The following is a 23,525-nucleotide window of genomic DNA, read 5'->3' on the forward strand; positions in this document are numbered from 1 at the left end:
CCTACCGTTTTATTGATGATCAAAGTTGGAAGTTTAATAGCGAAGATCAGGCGCCGGCGCGGACTTTTTAATAATTACAAAGCACTGGCAAATAGGTGCTATATAGAACTGGCACAATTGGATAAGAATAACGCATGGGACTACCAAAGATTAATTGTCAAAACGAAATATCCGATTGCAAATTAGGCAGGCCATTAAATCTTAAAATCCAATAACTCCTTCGGCTCAATCTCAAGTCCTTGAGCCAAGATAATTATCGTCGAAAGTTGAATATCCCAAACTCCTCGTTCCAATTTCGAAATTTGGCTGTTGTCTAAGTCGCATTTAACTGCAAGAGTAATTTGAGTCAATTTCTTCTTTTTTCGAATACTCTTAAGAGTTTGCCCAAATTTCTTCTTTATATCGTTAATGTCAATATTCAAGTTATTCGATGTTTACACGAAAGGTCAGAAGTTTAGTTGAAATAAAATTGGAAGAATACTACCAATTAATTAAGAATTTTTTATATTTGTTTTGCGATACTTCTTTATCGAAGCAATCGCTTTTGTCTCGACTTAAAAACCTGAGAAATTTTTAGCCAATGAGACGTAAGTGAATGCCCATGCCATAGGTGTGGGCTCGCTTATCGTTGGCGGGTTCTCTCAGGTACCTTAAGTCGGTAAGTTGAGTCCACGCCTATGGCATTTTTTATGGAACCAGCTTACCAAAACCTAAATTGGCATGGAAGCTGCATATATAAACAAAAATTTATCTTCAGGGCAAACCTTACAGGAGGTCATCGCGGCCTTCTTTAAGACTCATACACCTGACCAGGCAAAGGTCCTTTTCTGGAAAGTTTTCCAATGCTGGTCAGTCCAGGAATGCAAGTTCAAAGTTGATGTATCAGACGAAGAGATCGCCCTGTTCTTCGATCAGTTAATAGACCTCGTGGCGGCCGCTCATATTGAACACGAGGCGAACAGGGTTTCCAAAAACCGGCAACAGGGGGGCGGCAATGAATAACCATTCCGTCCATACCTGGCTTCTTCTCATCTGCCCGCCGGAGTGAGCACACTCTAGTATTTCTTCAACCGGCCGAAAGGCCGTAATTAACTGACTACCCCACTAAACTAATCTAAAATGAAGCTTAAAATTCGCTTCCCGGGAAGGCTATTGCCTTTTCGGAAGCAAACAGAAAATATTACCGACAACCCTCCCGTTCGCCGGGAACGAATTGAAAAGCGGTACATCGTCGGGTTGCTGCTGCTATGGCTGATTGTTTTTCTTTTCTCCATGCTGCGTTGCGACGCAAAAGCACTGAAGCGCCTTGATACAGGCAGCACATTGCGCGAGGTCCATTTCAGTCATTTGATCAATTACCCAAAAACTACCGCAAGCCTCAATGACTTCAAGGACAAATTAGTCATTGTCAATTTTTGGGCCACATGGTGCGGCGCCTGTATCCATGCGCTGCCAAAGGTTAATGATCTTCAGCAGGAGTTCCGGGACCGGGTTGTGATCCTTTCCGTCACCAAAGAGAAAGAGGAAACGATCAAAAAGTTTCTCGCCCATGACCCCTGGTATGCCAACTTTCAGGGCATATTGGTTACCGATGACCAGTTGTTTTCCAAACTTTTTCCGTACAGTTATTTGCCGCACATTGTCGTTATCAGGAATGGCAAGTTTTACCAGCAATGGGATGAGGATAACTTAAACGCGAAGAATATAAGATCCATTCTTAACGGCGCAGATCCTGAGCTGGTACAAAAGCAAGACCTGATCAGGTTTTCGCTCGACAGCCCGTTGTTTAAGATACATGGCAACCAACTATCGTCTGGCACAACGTACTCGATGGTGATCACCGGCCATCAGCCGGGATTGCCGCTAACCGGTAAGGAGACCATGGATAGCCTGCACGGTTCGGCCAGGTACGACCTGATCAACCATCTGCCAGCCAACCTGTATTCCATCGCGATGAACAGCCCGCTGCCGCACACGGCAAACAGGCGCCTGATCCTGGTGAAAGATTCGGACAAATTCCTGTACCATCCGTATGCAGGTGTCCGCTCTGATTGGGAAAGAAAGAATGAAGTGACTTACGAAAGAACCTTTCCCAGCGGCACCGCTCATACGGCTTTTCAACAGCAATTACGCAACGACCTCGATTTTTATTTCGGGTGGAAGAGTTCCATTCAAGAGCGTGAAGTGCAGGGCTTTATATTGGTTTACACGGGGACTGGTGCCCACCATGACCCGTTGAAGAAAGCGGAGGCCTATATAGACCCTGAAAAGAAAATCCATTACCTGCATGGAACGGGGATAGAAGCACTGCTCAGACTGCTCAACCAGTTTGACGGAATGCCGCCGGTCGTTGACGGTACCCAGCTGAAAACTACATTCGATATCGACTTCAGCAAACCACCGGCAACGATCAAAGACTGGCAACAAGCGCTTAAGGCATCGGGTTTCCTCTTGAAACCTGCCATCCTGCGCCTTCCGATGTTCGTTTTGACCGATTCCAACGATAAAATAAGCTCTCAATAAGACAGCAACCAAACTTTAAAACCAGTCATATGAAAAAAAAGAACCTCTTAATATTTTACCTGTTAGCCCTGATGCCTGCTTGCGTTTTCGCGCAAGGCAGTACCACGGGCCAGGTGTCCGATAAGACGACAGAGCTGTCACTCTCCGGCGCAACCATACATTCAATTCGTTCGAATACTTTTGCCACTACTGATGATCAGGGAAATTTTCGAATTTCGATCAGGGCTTTTCCGGATACTTTGGTCATTTCCTACATCGGGTATGCTACAGTAAAACGGGCCATCACATTTCAGCCCGAAGGCAATATCAGGATACTGCTCTCTTCGAATATCAGCCAGATGCAAGAAGTGACCGTCTCAACCGGTTACCAGGTGCTGCCGATGGAACGCTCAACCGGTTCCTATGATCAGCTGAGCAATAAGTTGATCGACCGGGAAGTCAGTCCAGATATCGTCAGCAGGCTCGACGGGATAGCCTCCGGCTTGCTGTTTGATAAGCGCGACGGAACAACAGGCACGTTCAGCGTGCGCGGGCTGAGTACCCTGACAGAAGGCTATACCCAACCGCTCATCGTCGTAGACAACTTTCCCTATGAGGGCGATGTCAACAACATCAACCCAAATGATGTGGAAAGTATCACTGTCCTCAAAGACGCAGCAGCCGCCTCCATCTGGGGGACGCGGGCGGGAAACGGCGTGGTGGTGATCACCACAAAAAAAGGGAGATATAATACGGCAATGAAGATCAGCCTGAACAGTAACCTGACCATCAGCCAGAAGCCCAACCTGTTTGCTATTCCCAGCATCAGCTCATCGGACTTTATCGATGTAGAGAAATACCTGTTCAACCAGGGTTTTTACGATGGTGCGAATGCCGACAATTTCAGCTGGCCGGTTTTTTCGCCGGTTGAAGAGATCCTGTATAAGCAGCAAAGCGGTGTCTTGACGGCCACGGAAGCAAACAGGCAAATCGATGCGCTGCGCCAGCTTGACGTGCGCAATGATTTTGAGAAATACTTTTACCGAAATGCAGTCACGCAGCAGCACAGCCTGAACCTTTCGGGCGGCACCGGCAACTTTAATTATGATTTCTCTGCGGGATATGACAAGTCTCTGCAGAGCCTGGTTGGTAACCAGAATGACCGCATTACCGTCCGTTCCGAAAATAATTTAAAACCAGTGAAGAACCTGGAGATAGAACTCGGCGCGCAATTTACGCAGGCCAATACGCAGCAGAACAGCCCGGGTGGGCTGAATGCGATCTATCCGGGCGGCGGGAAGTCCGGGCTCTATCCTTATGCCCGGCTTGCCACGCCAAATGGGCAACCGCAGGCCATCCCTAAAGATTACCGGCAATCCTTTACGGATACAACGGGGCAGGGAAAGCTGCTGGACTGGAGCTACCGGCCGCTTCAGGAGATCAGTTTGGCAGACAATACCTCCAGGCTGAATGACGTCGTCCTCAAGGCGGGTGCAGTATATCATTTCCTGCCCTCCCTGAGCGCAGAGGTCCACTATCAATATGAGCACCAGTCAACCGACGGCCGGAACTACCAGAGCGCACAGACCTATTACACCCGCAACCTGCTCAACCAGTTCACCGACCTGTCATCAGGAACACCCGTTTACGGTATCCCGCGAGGCGGCATACTGGATCAGTCCGGCAATGCCCTGAATGCTTATGACCTTCGCGGGCAAGTCAATTACAATCATTTATACCGCCAAAAACACCAGCTGAATTTCATCGCCGGTGCGGAGGTGCGCCAAAGCAGGACGGAGGGATTTTTCTACAGGGATTATGGTTACGATCCGGAGTCCCTGACTTCGATACCCGTTAATTACGTCACGCAGTTCCCGACCTATGACGGGCTCCAGGGCGATCAGGTGGTGCCTTATTATAACGACGTCTCTTCGCTGCTGGACAGGAATGTTTCAGTTTACGCGAACGGTTCTTACAGCTATGATAACCGCTATACCGTAAGTGGCAGCGCGCGGCGGGACGCATCGAATATTTTCGGCGTGGAAACAAACAGAAAATGGGTGCCGTTGTGGTCGGGCGGATTTTCATGGCAGCTATCGAATGAACATTTTTATCACTGGGAAGCTGTACCCTACCTGAAGCTGCGTGCCACCTACGGTTATAGCGGGAACGCCAATAATTCCGTTCCGGCGGTAACCACGGCGCAATACCGCCAGCCGCAGGGCAGCAATACCATCAATGGTCTGCCGTTCGCGGTCGTTACCAATTATCCCAATCCGAACCTGAGATGGGAAAAGATAGGTACGCTAAATTTCGGTCTGGACTTTTCAACCAGGAACAACCGGCTTTCCGGCAGTCTGGAATGGTATTATAAAAACGCGACGGACCTGATCGGTCTGGTTCCTGCCGATATTACAGAAGGGGCAGGAACGGTGCTGTCTCAAAATAGTGCGATACTCCACACTAAGGGAGTCGATATAACCCTGAATACTGTCAATTTGCAAGTGCCGGTGAAGTGGACAACATCGCTGTTGTTTTCCGTCAACCGGGATAAGGTGGCCAAATACTTGTATTCACCAACCTCTTACGCAAATTACATAGGTGATGGCTACCTGAACACTTTTAAAGTCGGCGCCCCGGCGAACAGTATCATTAGCTACAAATGGGCAGGCCTTGATCCGTTGAATGGTAATCCACGCGGTTATTTCAATGGCCAGGTCAGCGAGGATTACGAGTCGATCGTGAACAGCGCGACTGCGGGGGACATCGTGGTGAGCGGGTCGGCATTGCCGCAGCTATTCGGCTCATTGAGAAATGACGTTCAATATAAATCGCTGGCCCTTTCGTTCAATATCGTTTACCGCTTTGACTATTATTTCCGCAGGCCGGTCACCGGATATTCAGCGCTATTCAATAACTGGCAGGGATATAACGATTTTGATCAGCGCTGGCAAAAGCCGGGTGACGAAAGTAAAACAAACGTGCCGTCTCTGGATTATCCGGCTGACCCCAACCGGGATGCCGTTTACAACTTTTCACAAGTGAATGTGCTTAAAGGTGACAATATCCGCCTGCAGGACGTCAGGCTTTCCTGGGAGTTCAACCCGGGAATGATAAGAAATCTTGGACTGAGGCAACTCGAGGTTTACGCCTATGCGAATAATATCGGCATCCTATGGCGGGCTAACAAATATCACCTTGATCCTGACTATGTTGCTACCGGCATTCCGCTCCCGCGCACTTATTCACTTGGTTTGAAAATCGGACTTTAACATTCAAAGAACATGAAAAAACAAATAAAAAAGGCATTACGGCAGTCGTTGGGCATTTTGACCCTTTCATTTCTTTTTGCGCTCATGCCTTCCTGCAAAAAATATCTGGAGGCAAAGCCTGACGGCAAGCTGACCGTTCCCCAAACACTAACCGATTTCCAGGCGATCCTGGATGCAGCCCCGATGAGCAATAATTATCCTTCAGCGGGGGATATCGGAAGTGACTATTACTACCTCAGTGATAATGCATGGCAAACCATTTCGCTAATCGATATGCGCAATGATTATATCTGGGATGCAAATGCTGCCAACGATTACGATTGGCTGTATATGTATACCATGATACTGAATGCCAATATTGTTATCGACGGCGCGGGCAAGGTTCCCGCAGACGGAAGCAATCTCGCGGACAGGAACAGGGTGCTTGGCGCAGGCTATTTTTTCCGCGGTTATGACCATTACGCATTAACAGGCGAGTTTGAAGCACCCTATATACCGGGTGGGGACAATTCGGGGCCGGGCCTGCCGCTCAAGCTAAAAGCCGACATCACCGACCCGACTAAACGCAGCAGCATCCGGCAGACCTTTTCGCAGATCATCGCTGACCTGAAGACAGCGGCGGCCCTGTTGCCGGTTGATGTCATTGTCAAGAGCAGGCCATCGAAGGCGGCTGCCTTCGGCGCGCTGGCCAGGGTCTACCTTACAATGGGTGACTTCAGGAACGCAAACCTCTATGCTGACTCCTGCCTGCAGCTTTCCCCGGCGCTCATCGATTATAATCGGGTCTCCGCAACCGCTCCGACGCCGTTCAAGATATTTAACGAAGAGGTGGTCTTTCATAATGCCTCGGCGGGAAGGGGTTCAGTATTCAGTACTTCAAGGGAGATGGCGGATACAAGTCTCCTGGCCAGCTATGACAGCAACGACCTGCGTAAGGCGGTATTTTTTAAGCCGGGTGCCTCGGGCAGTATTTTTAAAGGAGACTATGGCGGTTCAAAAACCCCTGTTTTCGCAGGGATCGCCGCCGATGAAATGTACCTTGTACGGGCCGAAACGGCTGTACGCACCGGAAATGTTTCAGCGGGGATCGGTGATCTCAATACGCTGCTGGCCAAAAGGTTTGCCAGCAATACATTCGTACCCTATAATACCGGGATGGATGCGGACGCAGCGCTTCGGTTGGTTTTGTCAGAAAGGCGAAAAGAACTGCCCTATCGCAGCGGCCTGCGGTGGAACGACCTGCGGCGGTTGAACCAGGAGCCGGGCTTTGCCAAAAGCCTAAGCAGAAATTTAGGCGGTGTCAGTTATACGCTGCCGCCTGGCGATAAGCGATACACATTCCTGATACCGGTCAGCGTGGTTCAGCAAACGGGAATCGCTCAAAATCCACGATAAAATAAAAGGGGCAGTTGCCCCTTTTATTTTACAGATCAAACAGTCACATGACCAATCCGCATGGCGGTCAGTCCTGCAGGTGTACATCGCCTGCACTGGTATCCAGGCTATTGATGCGGCCCTGCAGCGCCATGCTGATGGTAGGCTGGGCCGGGTGCGAAGGGTTGGCCGGCGCATCGATGCCGCAGAGGTCACCGTGCTCGTCACAGGTATTCGTAGACTGCACATATGCGGTGGGATCAGTGGGAGACTTCAAAGTATTGGCATACTTCCAGAAGCTGTTTACTACTGGAGCGGGTTTAAAGGCAAATGCTGAAGTGATACCACAGGCCAATGCCAGGATTGCGATCTTGAATTTTAGACTTTTCATTTGAACTAGCGCTTTATTACATCAAAAAGCGCCGGAAAAACTTTGGTTAAAAATTGTATTTAAAAAATGGGTGCCCTGATTCCGGCAAGGGCGATACCGCCAGCTGACCGGACTATCCGGTGCAGTGAACATTTCTTACGATGTGAAGACCGCCTCCTTTCTTTGATAAAAAATGAGTGCCGTTATATTGAGAAAGAGAATGGCGATATTAAATACCAGGTGTGCACCCCAGCCCATATGCCGGAATACGCCCCCGCAGGCACAGGCATGCTTCGTGAAAAAACCGAAATAAGTGAGGCCGACATAAATGGAGAAAGCTGACAACAGGAAGAATGAGGCATAGAGGCCAAAGCTTTGCGTTTGCCTGAACAGCAGCAGCACCGCAGCCAAAAGTTCCGTTGATGGCAAAGCCCAAATCAAGATCCGGCCTGCTTCGGGCGGGATCGGCTGATTCCCCATCTCGATCCTGAAATGAGAAAATTCCAGCAATTTGCTGATTGCGGCGTAGCTCCACAACAGGATCAGAAGAATACTGACAATGTCAGCGATATAACCTTTAGTTTTCATTTGAATTAACTAATGATTAAAGGTACAGGCGCCTCAATGACAGAAAATGTCACTCTTCTTTTTTAATGAAATATTTTTTTCCGAGGCGGTCATACTGGATATCATGGCCATTTTCGCGAAGGTGGGTAAGCATACGTTTTACCGTACGCGTGCTACAGCCAAAATTTGCGGCCACGTCTTCTATGGAACGGAACCTGTTCTTTTCGACCAGTTCGAGCAAATATTCCAGGCGCTTTTCGTAGGAGCGGTAATCCATATCCGATTAATTCAAATCGCTTTTCATGCGATTTGAAATTGGAAATAGATCGGGCAAATCGCTACAACTGTAGCTTGTAAATTATTTCTGAAAAATGTTTTTAATGTCCCTGTGACGAATGGTACGCCGCTTTCCGCTCATTCAGGCGGTCTTTGAAATTATTGCGCCAAAACCGGCGCAACTTAACCATCGTCTTGCGCCAGGCGAGAACAATGGCAGTACCATGTTTAGGCGGCGGCATTAAAGTGAAAGGGGATATCTCTAATATCTCGGCAATTTCATATACGCGCCTGAGGGTCAGCTCGGTTTCAGAGCGTTCGATCTTTGAGTAGGCAGCCTGGGAAATCTCGAGCATGAAGGCCATATATTCCTGGCTGTATTTTTTGGTCAATCGCTGAAGTCTTATTTTTTCTCCAACATCATTCATATAAAATGGCTTAGGATTATCACTTATAAGCAAAAGTAGTAAATTACAATTAATAGTTTTACTATTAGTTTAATCATCATTTGACCTTTGTTTTAATTCCCAATTCCGGGAAGAAACTAAAAAAGATCATTATGACTGATTTATCACAATTGGAAGCGGACGAGTTACAGGGCGGTGCGAGCCATTGCGCTACCAACATTGCCTTCGGCGCTACTTTGGGTGGTTTGTTCGGCGGCGCAGGCGCCATCATCGGGGCAGTTGCCGCAGCTACAGGCCCGGCCTGCCTTGGCCTTTGGTAAAAGGGGTACGGGTTCACCCCCGTACTCCATGCAGAATCCCGGGGTGCAGCGCCAGTGTGGTCAGCACGCCGCCGATCGCCCCGTAGAAATGAAACTCATGATTAACCAGGTCACTTCCCTTTCTTTTCTGGTAAAAGATCAGCAGAACAATATAGATCAACCCGCCGTAAATATTCTTGATCCCGCCCCCTTCTGAGAAATTAAGCACGATATAATTGGGATCGAGCACCATAAAGCCGAACATACAACCCATAATGCTGCCGGACGTCCCCGTCGTCGAGTATTTGAAATCCCGGAAATGGCGGGCGATGACGATTGCTGAAGCAAACAACAGGCTCACCAGGTAGATCGTCAAAAACTGCAGGCTCCCCGTGCTTCCCGATTTCCTGAGCGTCTCCTCCAGGTCAGAACAAAAGACATACAGCATAAACTCATTGAGCATCAGGTGCAGCCAATCGGCGTTTACCAGGTCTGCGGTGAATATGCGATAGTATTGCCGGTCGCGAATAACACTCAAGGGGTGAAGGATGCAGGCAAAGAACACTTTTTTATTCAACTGAGCAATTCCGGTAGCAAGCAAAACGAGGAAGGAAAGAATAAATGTTACGGGCGATTTCGCATAGAACTCGCTAAAGAAGGCCAGGTTCATAGGCAAATGAAGTAATTTTTCCTATTACTTAAACTAATAATTTAAAAAAAGGGGTAATAGGATATGGCACCATTTGGGGGGATTTTTGACCCAATCCCTTTGAGAAATGAAACGTAATACTATTCTAAGCCCTCTTTTGCTCCTTGCAGCGCTGATCACATCCACCCTTATTTTGATATTCATTACGAATGAATACATCTTAACTATTAACTTTTACGAAAGAAACGGCCAGCCCGTTTCAGGTATCCCTGATATGGAATCATTGGTATATCAGAATATCAAAAAGGTGATCTACCTCTATACGGTCATTTATGTAACGGTCAAAGTGCTGGCGGTTTCGATCGTGTTAGCCACCGGGCTATATTTCTTCGATATCAAGGTATCCTTTCTAAAACTGCTCCGGGTCGTTATTGGATGTGAATTTATTTTCCTGGTGCCGGCAGCGGCCAAGATTGGTTGGTTCTGGCAGGAAAGGAACATTGTTGACCTGATCACCTGGCAGAACTTTTACTTCCTTTCGGCCGCATCATTTGTACCGGATGTGAAACCAGCATTCCTCATGCCGCTTCAGACATTAAATCTTTTCGAAGCAACTTACTGGTTCCTGCTTGCGGCAGGAATTGAAAAGATCACCTCCGTTCCGTTCGACAGGGCGCTAAAGGTCGTTTGCCTTTCGTATATCCCGACGCTATTCATCTGGGTGATATTCGTCGTCTATTTCACGGTCGTTTATTTCCCGCAGTCTTATTGAAATCCTAAATCCATTTATAGCTTTTATGTACAGCAATTTGAAACTGATCTTAATTTCTTTTACCCGGCAGGAAAGCGCCAATGATTGCGGAGCTGCCTGCCTGAGAACTATTTTCAACTATAGCGGATTGAAGCCCCCGATGCCTAACGCAGGGAATGATGAGCCGCTTTCGATATCGCGACTGCAGGAACTGGGAGTCGCTGCGGGCCTCAGTGCAAGAGGCGTCAGAATGGACGCAGACCATCTTCGGAAAATGGAGTCACCCTGCATATTGCATGTGATGAGCGATGCGATGACCCCTCATTTTATTGTGTCTTTCGGCTATGACACAGCTGTAGGGCTGTACCTGATTGCGGACCCGGACGGACAGGTTAACTATGTAACCGAGACAGAGCTGCTCGCCAGGTGGCAAAGCCGTGCCGCTCTTTATTTTGAGAATTTAACGCCGAAGAAGAATTGGCGTGCCCGTTTTTATCCCTGGAACTATTTGTTCCGGTTTGACTTCGTGCCAGGCATTATATGGTTCGCAGTGCCTTTACTTAATGTATTCGGCTCACTGCTTGGCCTCGGTGCAACACTGGTAGTGGAAAAGGCTATCACCCCGCAGTTCCTGAATGCGCAAAGCGGTTTTATAGCACTCGTTTTCGTGTTACTGGCCTGTTTGTCCCTGGCGAAGTGTGCTGTCGGGTTTGTGAAGGAACGGCTGGTCATCAATTTCGCGAGCAGGCTGGATGCATCCTTATATCTGGAATTAATCGCCCCGTCGGAGCGATTAATGCAAGTGAACGGGCTACTGTTGAAACGATTTTCGGAAACTATCAGGGACGTCCAGCGCATTCATCAGAGTGTATCCATGCTCGTCGGAGGGGTTCTCTCCGATGGCCTGATGCTGGTGATCATTTTGGTATGCATTTACCTCTATTTTCCGGTGCTTGTTGTCCTGGAGATTTTCGTCGTTGCCGGGTTGGTGACCCTCACCGACAGGCAGCTACCGTTCATGCTTGTCAACTTTTGTTCCACGTTGGCGCCTGCATTTCCAGCTAATCTGATGGCAACCAGTCATGGAGCGGAGCGCGAATCGATCATTGCAGGCGGAATTGAAGCCAATGCCGCTTTTTCCCGCAAATCTTTCAGGGTATCGGTGACAGCGAACAAGCTCAGTCTTTATTTTGACGCCATTGCGTCCCTCAACCTGATCATCGTTTTAGCTTATACCATTAGCCGGCTACGCACCTCTGCGGCATCCTACCCGGAGTTCATTTTCGGGGTCATCCTATGTTTTGCTTTTGTGAACATAGCGACTAAAATCTGCAACTCGCTGTTTTTGGTTGCGCAGGGCGCGGAAAGATTGGGCCGCAGACCCCGTATGACTAAAGCAATCCAGTAAATTTCTTGCAAACCTACCGGGACTTGGAACCCTTACGGGGGTCCGTTTAACTCGTGCCATTTGAAGGCCATTGGGCCTTTCAAATGGTGCACCAACCAGATTACATTTATATACATCAAAATCATAATCTATGGACAATTTCGTACAAAACGTTTATCAAAAATTTCTGAATGAAGTCTCGGCCGCCCCCGAGCTAAAAAATTTGGGCGTGAAAAACCCGCTTCTTATTCGCGACCTGGTCCGAAGCTGTATCGGGGAACTCAAAGATCATTTCAAGGCCGAGCCATTCAAAGACATGCTTCGGGAGATACAATTTTTCAAATATGAAAAACCGCGGATCATCGCCGAACATATTTTTACGCAGGAACTTTACGCGATTGAGTCGAATAAGCCCGTTGGCGACCGGGCGTTGACCAACAATTATTACACCCAGGAGCTGACGTTTCTCAAGCGTGTTTTTGACCAGAACCGCTACTTGTACCAATATTTCCAACTAGATGGTGTCGAGTTTGATCAACAGTATTTTTCCCGGGGGAACAAGGTTCCGGAGATCAATCTGCCCATTGCGCCCGATATTGATCCTGAATTTTCTACGCAGGGTGATTTTCTGTTCGCAAAGTTCATTGCCTATGAACGGCTGCAGGATCACCTTATAAATCTTCTATATAGCCCGGGGCAAACAGCTAAACCCGAAATGGGGCATGATATGCGCTGGACCGGCGATGTGATCAACCTTGTCGAGCTTATCTATGGTCTGAACCTCACAGGGCAGGTCAACCATGGCAATGTTTCACTGAATGAGATGGTACGTTGGGCGGAAAATCTTTTCGATGTAAAGATTGGTATTATACAGCGAAGATTTGCTGAAATACAAAGTCGGAAACGCATCGCTTCTACAAGATTTCTCGACCAAATGAGAGAAAGCGTACATCAAAAGATCGAAGACCAGTTCGCATAATTGACAAGCGCCTATTCAAAATCCGGGATAGCCGTTTTTGAACGGTCTATCCCGGTCCTGATACAATCGCCCTTTAAGGGGCCCACCGAATTAACAGGGAAAAAGCAAAACGGGGATACGGATATAAGCAGGCAAGCGGTATGGAATAGCAGCGCCGAATAATTCGTTAAAATGATACCTGTGGTTAACCAGCACCAAAAGGTCCGTATTCATATCATTGGCCAGTATATCAATAGCTTTGGGAATGTCCCTTTCCCAGATATTATTGAAATGAAAATGGTCATGGCTGGCCGGATGGGCGATGGTGTCTTTAAAAACATCAAGCGCATAATTATGCTCCATAAAAGGTAAACCTTTTGCAGCGATGTTCGCAATAAGAACGCTGGCATTAAAATTAATCGCCAGTTTACTTAAAAAGCGAATAACCCCCTGCCTGCAGTACCGAAGATCTGTTGCATAAACGATCTTTTCAAGGGTCTTGTATGGGAATTGTTCAGGAACCAACAAAACAGGACAGCCAGATTTGGCTGAGCAGCTAAGGACATCACTTTCAATGACAGGAAGCTCCTGGTCTGCATTTTCAGGAATCCCTTTGATCAGCAGACCGATGTTGAATTTCCTGACGATGGCTGCAATATTATCGGAAACAAAGTGGATATTCTCAATAAATTCTGCCAGGGTCTTTAGACCTGTTTGCAGATAAAACTTACGTTGCAGTTGTTCAATCCACCGATGCTTAGAGACGGGCCGTGCCGGCAAAATTTTATTGGCAACGGCAACGCTCATTTCAGCAGCATACGAATGTGTTTGGATCATTGGAGCATTCCAAAAATATAATTTAGTATTTGTTGTTCCTGCCAGCAATAGGGCCAGCGCCGTTGTGCGCTCCGTATCCTGTGGATTCTTGTTGATTATCAATATGTTTTTCATGGTTTTCTTTATTTAGTATGTGGTGAATCTCTCTCTCTTCCGACCTGTTCCGCATTTTGATTTTATTGCGTTGCAGCTCCCCAAAAGCTGGTTTGAGGAGTTAAGCCCCTGAACAATTTAATACCGCCGGGCTTCCTTTGGTTACTAACTAAATTGTGAATTAAGCACCTCCATTTTTCAGCCGCTTTAATGATAGTGGGAAGGCTGGTTTCATTGTCGATGAACCTTCGGTAAAACGGCACTGTGTATGAAAGTGCGCCATTTTTGTTTATCAACTGTAGCACTATAGACCCAACCGCATTTATATCCATCTTTTTCAACAGCCTACAGGTTGCAATTCCCGCCAAATCGATAGTTATATCTTTGTTTTTATTCGCATCAATAAATAAGATCCTCCGGGCGTTTTCATCCAGGGCAATGGCCTTAGCGCCGATTTGTTCAGATCGCGATAGCTGACAATTTGATTGACGAGCCAGTGCAGCCAGCTTCTCAGTTATGGCTATGCTTATTTTTCTTTTTTTTGACAAATGGGTGATCACCAAAAAAGGTATGGTGATCAAGCCCACCAGGCCGCCTGCTATCAAGGCTTCTTCCAGGTTGTTTTCCATGATTTTATTTTTTAGGCAGGAATAGTCAAGTAACCATTCCCCGTTAAAGAATATTTCTAACTATAGTTATGTCCAGCGGGGCACATCATCTACGCGTCCCTGTCCCACTGAGATCACTTTAAATTTGTTGATCCCATCTTTCATTTCCCATTCGGTCATCGCCCCTGCGGGGTAACCCAGTAAGGCGACAACGATCGGATCTGTCACCCGGATTTTATTTGTTCCGTGTTCGGGGCTGTCTTCAGCTACTATGCTGATACTGAATGTCTGGTTCTTATTAATATTCCAAATCAGGACATCCGAGTTTGCGGAAACGACATTAAGCGGCATGGATTGCGGCCCTACGATTTTGGCATCCTTTAATTCCTGAAACAGCTTTTGCTTGTTAAAGACAGGAGTGGTCACGGATTCATATTGGTCTGTTAATAATTTATATTCTTCTTTTGTTAAGATAAGTGGTGTGGTACGCATGGTATATGTAATTAATCAAGACGAAAATAACCAGGCATTACAGGGCACATCGTGCCTGTTGCCTGATAGGATTAAATTCAGATTTGGGATATTTTACCGCTCCTGGACACGGATGAATTGAAAACAGGCAAGGCGCCGGAAGTCGCATTATAATTACGCGGACAGCGGATATAAACGACCTCCAAAGCAATATTACTTTAGCAGCCGGTACTGGATATGTATCAAATACATTACCGAACCAGGGCACTCCCAATTTTAGGAATATTCAATTCAGGAAAAAGCGGGGGATATGACTACCAAAAGCCGTGAAACGGGAACAGCAACAGCCTGTTGAATGTCTTGAACGGGCAACCTGATACGACATAGATATTGCCGGGCTGACCAGGCGCATTTAAGCATAAAGTAACGTCATAGACGTTCGCCGGACTTACAAGAATCAGCTTAATTGGTTTAACCGTCCTGGAAAGTTCGCTAAGGATAGGTGAGCCCGTGAAATTATGATCATCAATTCCTATAGCCCGGGTTTCATGGCCGGTTAAATCGGAAACACAATGCACCCTGTATTCTCTCTTTGACGCCATCGATGACAGCGTGCAAAAAATGAATATAATTAGAAGAACAGGTTTTATATGTTTAAACTGCATTTCTACAAGTATACCGAATATAGTGTAATCCGAATGTTAAAAATAGTTAAATTGTCTTCGTCGACCGGATAATCGCCGGCTGGCAGCGCGTCATGAGCCCGGTAGCCCGGCATCGATAATACCCGTATACCGAAGGTAATCCGCAATGTTGCTGATGCGTCTCTGCTTTAAGTTTTACCCAAACAAATAGGCAAAGCCGCCGGCGACGGGTACGCATAAATCTAATACCTTTTTATGCTCGAAAAGATTTTCCATAATGTCCCTGGCCCGCTTGTACTCATCGTGGATAGGACATGGGTGCGTGGATGAACATTTACTTAATCCCAGTCCGCACTCCTTAAATATCTGTTGCCCGTCGATGGCCCTTACAATATTGATGATGGGCTGCTCCCTTTGTTTAGGGGTGAGGTAGAACCCTCCTGACGGGCCTTTCAGGCTATTGATAACGCCCTGTTTAACCAGGGTTTGTAAAAACTTGCCAACCGTATGTTCGCTGGCTCCGATATGTTCAGCGATTTCCCTGATCGCTGATTTATCTCCCGATTCGGTTTTCGTGGCCAGAAATATGACCGCCTTGACAGCAGCCTTACAGGTATTACTAAGCATATTATCGATTCAAAAATTTACGCCCCTCCTCTGATATCATCTGCATACTCCAGGGGGGATCAAAAATAACGTCAACATTTACCGGGCATCCTTTAAATAAATGCTCCAGGGTCTGTTGCACATTATCCCGGATGGATTCTCCCATAGGGCAAAACTGCGTGGTTAAGGTCATGATGATATGGATATTGCCGTTATCTTCATTAAAATCAATCCGGTAAATTAATCCCAGATCCACCACATTCAGGCCAATCTCCGGATCGAGTACTTCCTTTAGGGCCAGCAGTGCTAAATTACATTTATTATCGTTATTGGTGATCACATTCATTTTGCCGGGGTATGAAGAATTACGCGGTATACATTCCAGTTGTACAGGATCGCCGCCAGCAACAGCGCGGCGGCGGATACTTTTAACAGCAGGTTATTTGCAAACAGGACGCCGCCTATAAACAGGATAAATCCCGATAAATAAGCGATACCCATTGCATTAAATATTTTTGCATCAAAGAGATCTTTGGGATTAGGGGTCTTGCCGAGGCCCGCGCGGTGGTGGTAAACTTTATTCCAGATAATAAAAGGAAGTGTCTTGAATGTCATCCCGAAAATAATAGCGGTGATCCAGCCGAAAAAAATGGAAAAGCCATAAGCGGTGATCAATTTAGGATCTACCTTGGAAATAGCAAGCAGGATCGAAACGACCGCCAGTAAAACTAAAGGTATGCCCATCATGAAGGCGGATAGCAGTGATATCCTGATCTGGTTATCTGTCTGTTTCCGGATCCGCTTTTTGTATGACTGGTAACAATAGAAGACGAAAAGAGAGACAGCTGTGAATATCGCTGTCAGGGGAATGGCGAATAGGTAGCCTCCCTTTGTGTACAGAAAAATCAAAATAAAACCTACCAGGGCTGCATTGATGAGTGCGAAGATGGTCCATAAAAGGGGCGCATGGGTGTATTTCGAGATCAGGAACATTGGGATCAACCGGGTTCCGACCCCGATGACCAGGAGCAGGAACCAGCCCCCGATGCCCAGGTGTGCGTGCAGGGAAAGATAATGCAGGGAGTCCTTCCCAAAAATAGGGTGAGTAAAATTGAAAACTAACAGCAGCCCGATGATCGTCGTGGTAAAGAGCCACAAGGTAGCTGTGAATACGAACAAAGCATGAATATTCTTCTTTTTACAGGCGAACAAGCTGGTGGCAATATTGATCAGGAAACAAAGAATGCCTCCATTTATTAATAATGCCCCGCATTGAGCCGGCAAGTTCATATTAAACGTATAAAATGCATAGACCAGCAATGGAATTCCGCAGCCTGTTAGGGCGAAAGAAAGGTGAGCCAATAAATTACTGAATAATTTACCCTCGATCATGACGGGAAAAAGCTGGTGGCCGGCGCCCATTATCATCATAGTCCCCCATCCCAGGGCCATCGTATGGGTCACCGCTAATACCGGCGGCTGGAAATAATGTGACCCGAAGACTTTCGAGGAGAGAACCAGCAATACCGCAGCCACGAGAAATGAAAACGCGGCATAAGCATAAAAAGGAACAACGACCTTATAGCTTGTATTCTTAACCAGGTTGCCGGTACCGATCATGTCAGCGTTTGAAAATTAAAAGATGAACCTCACCATCACTGATCTCCTTCACCCGGAATTCAAAGCCCCTCTCTGACAATTCAGGCAGCAAATAAACCGGGATCCTTTTATGATGAACAAATAAGGCATTCCCGTCAGCCATTTGCTCCAGGGAATCCAGGATCGTGATCATTGGCTGGGGCATCTCCAGGTTACGGACATCTACCGTGATTAATTTTTCTTTATATCTATGCCATATCTTGTCCCAATCCTGATCCGGGATTCCTTTCGGTTCAGCTAAAATATCATCTTCGGCGATTCCCGGCTGCCTGAAGAAGTAAGTCTCGACAAGCTTATCTTCAACTGTATCCATATAGCTGATAAATCCCTTCTTTTCAAGCAGGGGGATTAAGGGCACCGGGGCAAAGGTGTTAACGATTTTCAAGATCTGTCCGGGTTTTATGTTCTTTGCCTTTTCCAAAATCAGGCTTAAGGGGTCTTTACCGGCGGCTATAACCGGACGGACATCAAGCTCAATGAGTTGTTCCTCCCTGATCGCATGAATGAAATCAGGTACCGGCGCCTGTTCTTCCATAACCGGTACAACACTGCTTTCAATGGTAAACCCAAGCGGTTTGAGCTTTTCGAAAAAATCATCGATGCTGCATCCCCCTACTTTGGCGGCCATCGCCAGGCTGGTCCTTCCTGCCATCAGTTTTCTGAGCAGCGGGTTGCGCAACTTTTCAAATTTCGGGTTAATACTGATAATGGCCTCTATAGCATCAGGATGCTGTTTAATAACCGCAGCGATTTTGGTGTTGGCATTAATTGTATTCATCATTCAAAATATTGGTTGTAAAGGTCTGCCTGGCTGTCAATCGCCTTTAGTGCCGATGCCGCTTCAGGAACTGTTGACGCCTGTTTTAATTGCGCTACCAGCGCAATCAATGGTTCCAGCCATTTGTGTAAGGCTTCATGATCAGGCCCTGTCATTTTGCATTCCACGATCATTTTGTCTATTCCTTGCTGTAAACGCTCATGAATCTTTTTAAAAGCGGGCAATGGATGATCATTCCCGTTATTGAACTGTTTAAGAATTACCTGTAAATATTTAACGTTATTGTTCGTGGTAACATCAACCTTCCATTTAGCGCCATTATTCAAGACAAGTTTTTCGGCCGGTGTTCCATGATGATCATTTGCCTCCGATTGGTCAAACGCAGCTTTATTTCCACTATGCTCCTGATTGTTACAGGCCGACAGAGTAGCTGTCAGCAATAACAGGGTTAATAATTTTTTCATTTGGGGATCTTTTAGTTTTTTCTGAGGGCCTGAGGATTAAGCGGAGTGACTGATCATACGTAATATAGTGCCATACCCAGTTGATCAGGATCATCAGTTTGTTCTTTATGCCAATTATGGACATCAGGTGCACCAGCATCCAGATGCACCATGCACTGAACCCTTTTATTTTTAGTTTGCCCATTTCGACAACCGCCAGGTTACGTCCGACGGTTGCCATACTTCCCTTATCACGGTAGTGAAAAGGCTTCAATTTTTTTCCGGAAACAATGTTCGTCAGATTTTTTGCCAGTACATCGGCTTGCTGGATGGCCACGGGGGCAACCTGCGGATGACCTTTAGGACTTTCCCCGCCCTGCATCAAGGCTGCATCGCCAATGGCAAAAGCATTGACCATACCCTGGATGCGGCTGAAGGCGTCCACACGGATCCTGTTATTGGGAGCAACGGCCGGTAATGGCAGTCCTTTTAAAGCCTGACCTTTGACCCCCGCCGCCCAAACCAGGCATTTGCTGATTAAAGTAGCGCCGTTATTTAGGACTACGGTATTACCATCATAGCTATTGACCGAAGCATTGATCTGAACACTTACGCCCAGGGCCTCAAGATATTCCCGCGCTGTTTTCCCTGATCGTTCACTTATGCCGTTTAATAACCGCGAAGATGCTTCTATCAAAACAATATTCATTTGCTTAAAGTCAAGTTCAGGGTAATCTTTGGGGAGAATATTGTTTTTCATTTCAGCAATGGCCCCTGCCAGTTCGACACCTGTCGGGCCGCCTCCGACGATAACTATTTGTAATAAGGCGTCTCTTTCCTTTTCATCGTTTGAAATGAGCGCCTTTTCAAAATTTTGCAATAAAGTATTGCGCAGGTATAGTGCTTCCGCAACCGATTTCATGGCATATGAATTTTGTTGCAGCGATTGATTATTAAAATAGTTCGTTTCAGCGCCCTGGGCCAGGACGAGGAAGTCGAAGTCAATATTACCGACGGATGTTTCTATGCTGTTTTCATCCGGGCGGATATTTGTCACTTCCGCGATCCGGATATACACATTTTTATGGTGCTGAAATATCTTTCGAAGCGGGAAACTGATACTGCTGGGTTCCAAACCCGATGTGGCTACCTGGTATAGTAAGGGCTGGAATTGGTGGTAGTTATTCTTGTCGATCAAGATGACCTGGAAGTATTTTGAAGAAAGCTTTTTAGCAAGTGTGAGGCCGGCAAATCCGGCTCCCACAATTACTACCCTTTTCTGAATGTTGTTTTTACGGGGAATATCCATCGTCTTCGTCCTTTCATTCCCGGATTACGCACTTGCGTTTTCATCAACCCGGTATGGTATTTCATTACCGTTTATTCTGCAACTACGACTCACCGGTCCTTGCCTCATTTTCGGGATCCCCAACCATCCTAAACAATGATCCTTTAAACGAGACAAGGTCCTGGAGCCGGTCTTTTGCAGGCACAGCCTTTATTTGGTTTTCTGCAGTTCGAGAGCCTTCACAAACAGGATATTATTTTCGAGGTGGATATGGGTAAACATATCACCTTCAAACTCTTCCAGCATCTTATATAACAAGCCGTAACTCGCGCAGGCGTCTTCCGGAAGCGCGTAATTATTACTCAGCATCCGAATATCAGATAAGCTTTTGCCCACGATCTCATGTTCCTTTTCCATTAGTTCGATGGGTTGTTGTACGTTGCCGTCATTATTTTTTGAAAGCGCCAGTTGCTTGATAAAAGGGAACAGGAACGTTTCCTCCTTTTCCATATGTTCGGTCATTTCCCGGGCTATTTCTTCCACCAGCTGCAGGATATTGAATAGCTCGGGGTGGTGCGCTCCGTGCACCCTGGCCACTTTATCGGCATATTTAATCAGCTCCGGCAAAGCGGCTTTTACATAGCTATGATGCGTATTGACGATGTAGTCGGCTAAGAAGTCCAGTTTCCAATCATTGTAAGGCAACGGCCTTGGTAAGGGTGAGGCTGATGTCTGTTTCTCCGCCTGCTGCAGTTCATGTTCTATCGCGGCTACATCCAGCCCTTTTTCAGCGCAGGCCTCCTTCACGGTCTTTTTTCCGCCGCAACAAAAGTCCAGTCCATATTTCTTAAAAATTTCCGCTTTGCGCAGGTCCTTTGTTGCTATTTGGCCCAGGGTTTCATTGTTCTCCCCGCTAATGCGTTTTTTTATGCTTACTTTCCACCATTGCGGCCCCTGCTCCAGGTATTCCCATATAAATATGTCCCCCCGCTCACCCAAAAGCTGGTAATAAACCGGTTTGGGATCATGATCATTCAGAATTACAAAACCTTCCCCTTCATTCAGTGCGTCAAAGTGTTCAAAAATTGTCGGGTGTTTTAGCCTGGGTTCAATTAGCGTCACATTCAGCACGCTGTCTTCTAAAGTTTCCATTTTTTATATTTTGTTGTTGAATGGAGTAAAGGTAGGCATATTTCAAATTAAAAGAATAAAAGTACTTTAATACTTCTATTCTTTACTCTTTAGTGACATTAAGATCCAATTTATGACACCCGGATATTCTGCTTTAACTTTTGCCGCCGGAGAAACCCAAGGCCAACAATAAAACATAATAAAACGCCCTGGGCAAGCATGGTTTCCATCGTGGGATAGATGCCCAGCAGGTCACTGGTGATATTGAAATGAAATGGGTGCACCGTAAAAAGCCCTGATTCCTGAAGGGAGTGAATGCCTTTACCGATGATAACAATGACCAGCACAGCGATCATGGCGGACCCGTATTTGAATAATTGCCTTATTGGTATTCTTTGTGCATACCTAATCCAAATAAATGCGATGAAAAATATCAGTGTCAATGCGGTCAGTACACCCAGCCCTATCGATGCCCGGCTTCGCGGATCAACCTCCAGCTCAATGGCCTTTAAAAAAAGGATCGATTCGAAAGCTTCACGGAAAACGACCAGAAATGCGAAGGCTGCGAGCCCAAACATATTCTCCTTATTTAACAGCCGATTTATTTTTTTCTCTACAAACGATTTCCATTTTTTGACATCCGAGTTCCGATGAAGCCAGAAACCTACATAGATTAAAACACATACGGCAAATAGGGATATGAAACCTTCCAACATCTCCCGGCTTTGACCGCTGATCTTCAGGATCAGATCAGTCAGATACCAGCCCGCCAGCCCCGCAAGCAAAGCGGTTATCCATCCGCCGTGCAGCCAAAGCAATGCCTTCTTTTTACCGGTAGACTGGATAATGCTGATCATTATGGCGATGATCAGGAAAGCTTCCATTCCTTCCCTTAACAATATGGAGGCTGAAAGTACAAATGCCAGCCAAAAAGATACTTTGGTGTTGTTGAGTATACTATCTGCCTCAGCGATCAGGCTTAAGGCGTCATTTATTTCCCGGCTCACTTCCGGTTTGGGACGGTGACTTTCAATGAGAGATCTGACTTTTAGCATTTGTTGTTCGAGCCTGGTTGTGAGATTCGCATCGCTGGTGCTAAGCTGCGCTTCTAACGGCTCAATCCCTTCCAGGTAAGCCTCCAGCGCCTTTTGCCTGGCGTCCGGAACATTGTCCCCCTGATATTCCTGCAGTGCTGCGAGCAGATATGTTTTTGCTGATTGAAGCGGACGGACAGCCTCCTTATCGGGTATATGAAGCCGGATGGCGGCTAACTTTTCCTTCCTCAGTTCCAAACCGCCATTCATTTTATCGATCAATTCGCTATCTGTAAGATTGCTGGCATCCTTTAAGTTCACCCCGGCCATCGCCGCATGGTATAAGGCATCTGATCTTGCCTTATTTAATTTCAATTTTTTAAACCTTAAGGACTGGATATAAAAGGCCACGCTCCATGCTTTGTCCGGCGGCAGTTCCTTAAAGCCCCTCATCGCAGTACCTCTTACACCTAAACTGATCGTATTATATGCCCGAAGGCTGGTAAACCTCTTCATGATCGAATCGTTTAAAAAATTAGCCGGGACCGGGCGGAGCGAAGAAGCAAGGGGGCCGTCGCCCGCACCTGCGCTACCATGGCATGAAGCGCATTTTTGCATGTAAATCACCTGGCCGGCAGATAGGTCGGGCCACGACTCGGGGCTTACCTTATACCCGGTGGCTTTAATAACAGCCTCCTTCACCGATCTCGCCAGGATGCCGACGGAGCCGGGTGAGTTTTTTTCCCTTATCATCCGGTTCAGCCGTTTGGCACTGTTCAGAAAAAGTTCGCTTTGAATGTGTTTTTCTCCGGTAAGCTCTCCGCACATCCTTGTCACGGCAGTGCTAAACTCAAGCATCTCGCTATATTCTTCCCGGCTCTTAATCCTGTGATTTTGTACAGCGGCAGGGTAGTCCCCTGAAATATAATCCAGCAGGTGGATGATCGTCTGTACCGTATGGTCATCCTCTTTGGCAATGGCGGGAGGAGCAGGCAGCAGAAGAAGAAGAAGTACAAAGCTGACTGAAAGTTGAAATATTTTCATTGTCTTATTTTTTACGATCCGGGTCTATAGAAGCCCCAACGGGGCAAAGGTAATATTTCGTTTTATTGTTTATACTT

At 46.7% G+C, this 23,525-nt stretch carries 25 protein-coding genes; 8 read left to right on the forward strand and 17 right to left on the reverse strand.

The features are described 5' to 3' along the window. Positions 1-194: 194 nt before the first annotated feature. Positions 195-422 carry a helix-turn-helix domain-containing protein gene (locus VL525_RS22800; protein ID WP_414684733.1) on the reverse strand — a complete coding sequence of 76 codons (228 nt, stop codon included), beginning with the start codon at positions 420-422 and terminating at the stop codon, positions 195-197. A 298-nt stretch (positions 423-720) separates the two neighbouring features. Between VL525_RS22800 and VL525_RS08245 the strand changes: the two genes are divergently transcribed. From VL525_RS08245 to VL525_RS08260, 4 genes are all read left to right on the forward strand, one after another. After that, on the forward strand, positions 721-1,002 hold the full coding sequence (locus VL525_RS08245) for a hypothetical protein (protein WP_325385283.1): 282 nt from the start codon (positions 721-723) through the stop codon (positions 1,000-1,002). 117 nt (positions 1,003-1,119) lie between these two features. Beyond that, a complete protein-coding gene (locus VL525_RS08250; RefSeq protein WP_325385285.1) occupies positions 1,120-2,523 on the forward strand; it encodes a TlpA disulfide reductase family protein in 1,404 nt (467 codons plus the stop codon). Between the two features lie 29 nt (positions 2,524-2,552). Next, positions 2,553-5,774, forward strand: a complete 3,222-nt coding sequence (locus VL525_RS08255) for a SusC/RagA family TonB-linked outer membrane protein (protein ID WP_325385287.1) — start codon at positions 2,553-2,555, stop codon at positions 5,772-5,774. Positions 5,775-5,786: 12 nt separating this feature from the next. Then, positions 5,787-7,169 carry a RagB/SusD family nutrient uptake outer membrane protein gene (locus VL525_RS08260; RefSeq protein ID WP_325385289.1) on the forward strand — a complete coding sequence of 461 codons (1,383 nt, stop codon included), beginning with the start codon at positions 5,787-5,789 and terminating at the stop codon, positions 7,167-7,169. A gap of 67 nt (positions 7,170-7,236) precedes the next feature. On the opposite strand, the gene VL525_RS08265 is transcribed toward VL525_RS08260, so the two are convergent. The 4 genes from VL525_RS08265 to VL525_RS08280 form a co-directional block, all read right to left on the reverse strand. Further along, entirely contained in the window at positions 7,237-7,539 is a 303-nt protein-coding gene (locus VL525_RS08265) for a hypothetical protein (RefSeq protein ID WP_325385291.1), read from the reverse strand. Positions 7,540-7,674: 135 nt separating this feature from the next. Further along, positions 7,675-8,106 (reverse strand): MauE/DoxX family redox-associated membrane protein, encoded by a 432-nt coding sequence (locus VL525_RS08270; protein WP_325385293.1) that lies wholly within the window; start codon positions 8,104-8,106, stop codon positions 7,675-7,677. Positions 8,107-8,155: 49 nt separating this feature from the next. Then, complete coding sequence (locus VL525_RS08275; RefSeq protein ID WP_325385295.1) at positions 8,156-8,362, reverse strand: transposase family protein; 207 nt, start codon at positions 8,360-8,362, stop codon at positions 8,156-8,158. A 100-nt stretch (positions 8,363-8,462) separates the two neighbouring features. Next, positions 8,463-8,789 carry a helix-turn-helix transcriptional regulator gene (locus VL525_RS08280; RefSeq protein WP_325385298.1) on the reverse strand — a complete coding sequence of 109 codons (327 nt, stop codon included), beginning with the start codon at positions 8,787-8,789 and terminating at the stop codon, positions 8,463-8,465. Positions 8,790-8,920: 131 nt separating this feature from the next. Between VL525_RS08280 and VL525_RS08285 the strand changes: the two genes are divergently transcribed. Beyond that, positions 8,921-9,088 (forward strand): hypothetical protein, encoded by a 168-nt coding sequence (locus tag VL525_RS08285; RefSeq protein ID WP_325385300.1) that lies wholly within the window; start codon positions 8,921-8,923, stop codon positions 9,086-9,088. A 13-nt stretch (positions 9,089-9,101) separates the two neighbouring features. On the opposite strand, the gene VL525_RS08290 is transcribed toward VL525_RS08285, so the two are convergent. Further along, entirely contained in the window at positions 9,102-9,737 is a 636-nt protein-coding gene (locus VL525_RS08290) for a rhomboid family intramembrane serine protease (RefSeq protein WP_325385302.1), read from the reverse strand. Positions 9,738-9,843: 106 nt separating this feature from the next. Between VL525_RS08290 and VL525_RS08295 the strand changes: the two genes are divergently transcribed. The 3 genes from VL525_RS08295 (at position 9,844) to VL525_RS08305 (ending at position 12,833) form a co-directional block, all read left to right on the forward strand. Then, entirely contained in the window at positions 9,844-10,488 is a 645-nt protein-coding gene (locus VL525_RS08295) for a hypothetical protein (RefSeq protein WP_325385304.1), read from the forward strand. Between the two features lie 25 nt (positions 10,489-10,513). Beyond that, positions 10,514-11,875 carry a cysteine peptidase family C39 domain-containing protein gene (locus tag VL525_RS08300; protein ID WP_325385306.1) on the forward strand — a complete coding sequence of 454 codons (1,362 nt, stop codon included), beginning with the start codon at positions 10,514-10,516 and terminating at the stop codon, positions 11,873-11,875. A 130-nt stretch (positions 11,876-12,005) separates the two neighbouring features. Then, the gene (locus VL525_RS08305) at positions 12,006-12,833 is read left to right on the forward strand and encodes an RteC domain-containing protein (RefSeq protein WP_325385308.1); all 828 of its coding nucleotides are present in this window, start codon (positions 12,006-12,008) and stop codon (positions 12,831-12,833) included. A gap of 90 nt (positions 12,834-12,923) precedes the next feature. Here the strand turns inward: VL525_RS08305 and VL525_RS08310 are convergent, their stop codons facing one another. The 11 genes from VL525_RS08310 to VL525_RS08360 all read right to left on the reverse strand — a co-directional run bounded on the left by VL525_RS08310 (position 12,924) and on the right by VL525_RS08360 (position 23,448). Next, positions 12,924-13,763 carry a hypothetical protein gene (locus VL525_RS08310; protein ID WP_325385310.1) on the reverse strand — a complete coding sequence of 280 codons (840 nt, stop codon included), beginning with the start codon at positions 13,761-13,763 and terminating at the stop codon, positions 12,924-12,926. Between the two features lie 62 nt (positions 13,764-13,825). Beyond that, a complete protein-coding gene (locus VL525_RS08315; RefSeq protein WP_325385312.1) occupies positions 13,826-14,371 on the reverse strand; it encodes a hypothetical protein in 546 nt (181 codons plus the stop codon). Between the two features lie 66 nt (positions 14,372-14,437). Beyond that, positions 14,438-14,842 carry a GreA/GreB family elongation factor gene (locus tag VL525_RS08320; RefSeq protein WP_325385315.1) on the reverse strand — a complete coding sequence of 135 codons (405 nt, stop codon included), beginning with the start codon at positions 14,840-14,842 and terminating at the stop codon, positions 14,438-14,440. An 818-nt stretch (positions 14,843-15,660) separates the two neighbouring features. Then, the gene (locus VL525_RS08325; RefSeq protein ID WP_325385317.1) at positions 15,661-16,092 is read right to left on the reverse strand and encodes an Rrf2 family transcriptional regulator; all 432 of its coding nucleotides are present in this window, start codon (positions 16,090-16,092) and stop codon (positions 15,661-15,663) included. 1 nt (position 16,093) lies between these two features. Further along, entirely contained in the window at positions 16,094-16,417 is a 324-nt protein-coding gene (locus VL525_RS08330; protein WP_325385319.1) for a metal-sulfur cluster assembly factor, read from the reverse strand. After that, a complete protein-coding gene (locus VL525_RS08335) occupies positions 16,414-17,691 on the reverse strand; it encodes a cytochrome C oxidase subunit I (protein ID WP_325385321.1) in 1,278 nt (425 codons plus the stop codon). Before VL525_RS08335 ends, VL525_RS08330 begins: the two co-directional genes overlap by 4 nt. Position 17,692: 1 nt before the next feature. Continuing rightward, positions 17,693-18,511 carry a DUF2249 domain-containing protein gene (locus tag VL525_RS08340; RefSeq protein WP_325385323.1) on the reverse strand — a complete coding sequence of 273 codons (819 nt, stop codon included), beginning with the start codon at positions 18,509-18,511 and terminating at the stop codon, positions 17,693-17,695. Then, positions 18,508-18,972 (reverse strand): hypothetical protein, encoded by a 465-nt coding sequence (locus VL525_RS08345; protein WP_325385325.1) that lies wholly within the window; start codon positions 18,970-18,972, stop codon positions 18,508-18,510. Before VL525_RS08345 ends, VL525_RS08340 begins: the two co-directional genes overlap by 4 nt. After that, the gene (locus tag VL525_RS08350; RefSeq protein WP_325385327.1) at positions 18,920-20,260 is read right to left on the reverse strand and encodes an NAD(P)/FAD-dependent oxidoreductase; all 1,341 of its coding nucleotides are present in this window, start codon (positions 20,258-20,260) and stop codon (positions 18,920-18,922) included. Before VL525_RS08350 ends, VL525_RS08345 begins: the two co-directional genes overlap by 53 nt. Positions 20,261-20,449: 189 nt before the next feature. After that, on the reverse strand, positions 20,450-21,391 hold the full coding sequence (gene ric, locus VL525_RS08355) for an iron-sulfur cluster repair di-iron protein (RefSeq protein WP_325385329.1): 942 nt from the start codon (positions 21,389-21,391) through the stop codon (positions 20,450-20,452). Positions 21,392-21,501: 110 nt separating this feature from the next. Continuing rightward, complete coding sequence (locus tag VL525_RS08360) at positions 21,502-23,448, reverse strand: FTR1 family protein (protein WP_325385332.1); 1,947 nt, start codon at positions 23,446-23,448, stop codon at positions 21,502-21,504. Positions 23,449-23,525: the final 77 nt, after the last annotated feature.

The organism is Mucilaginibacter sp. (assembly GCF_035492695.1).
Lineage (GTDB): Bacteria > Bacteroidota > Bacteroidia > Sphingobacteriales > Sphingobacteriaceae > Mucilaginibacter.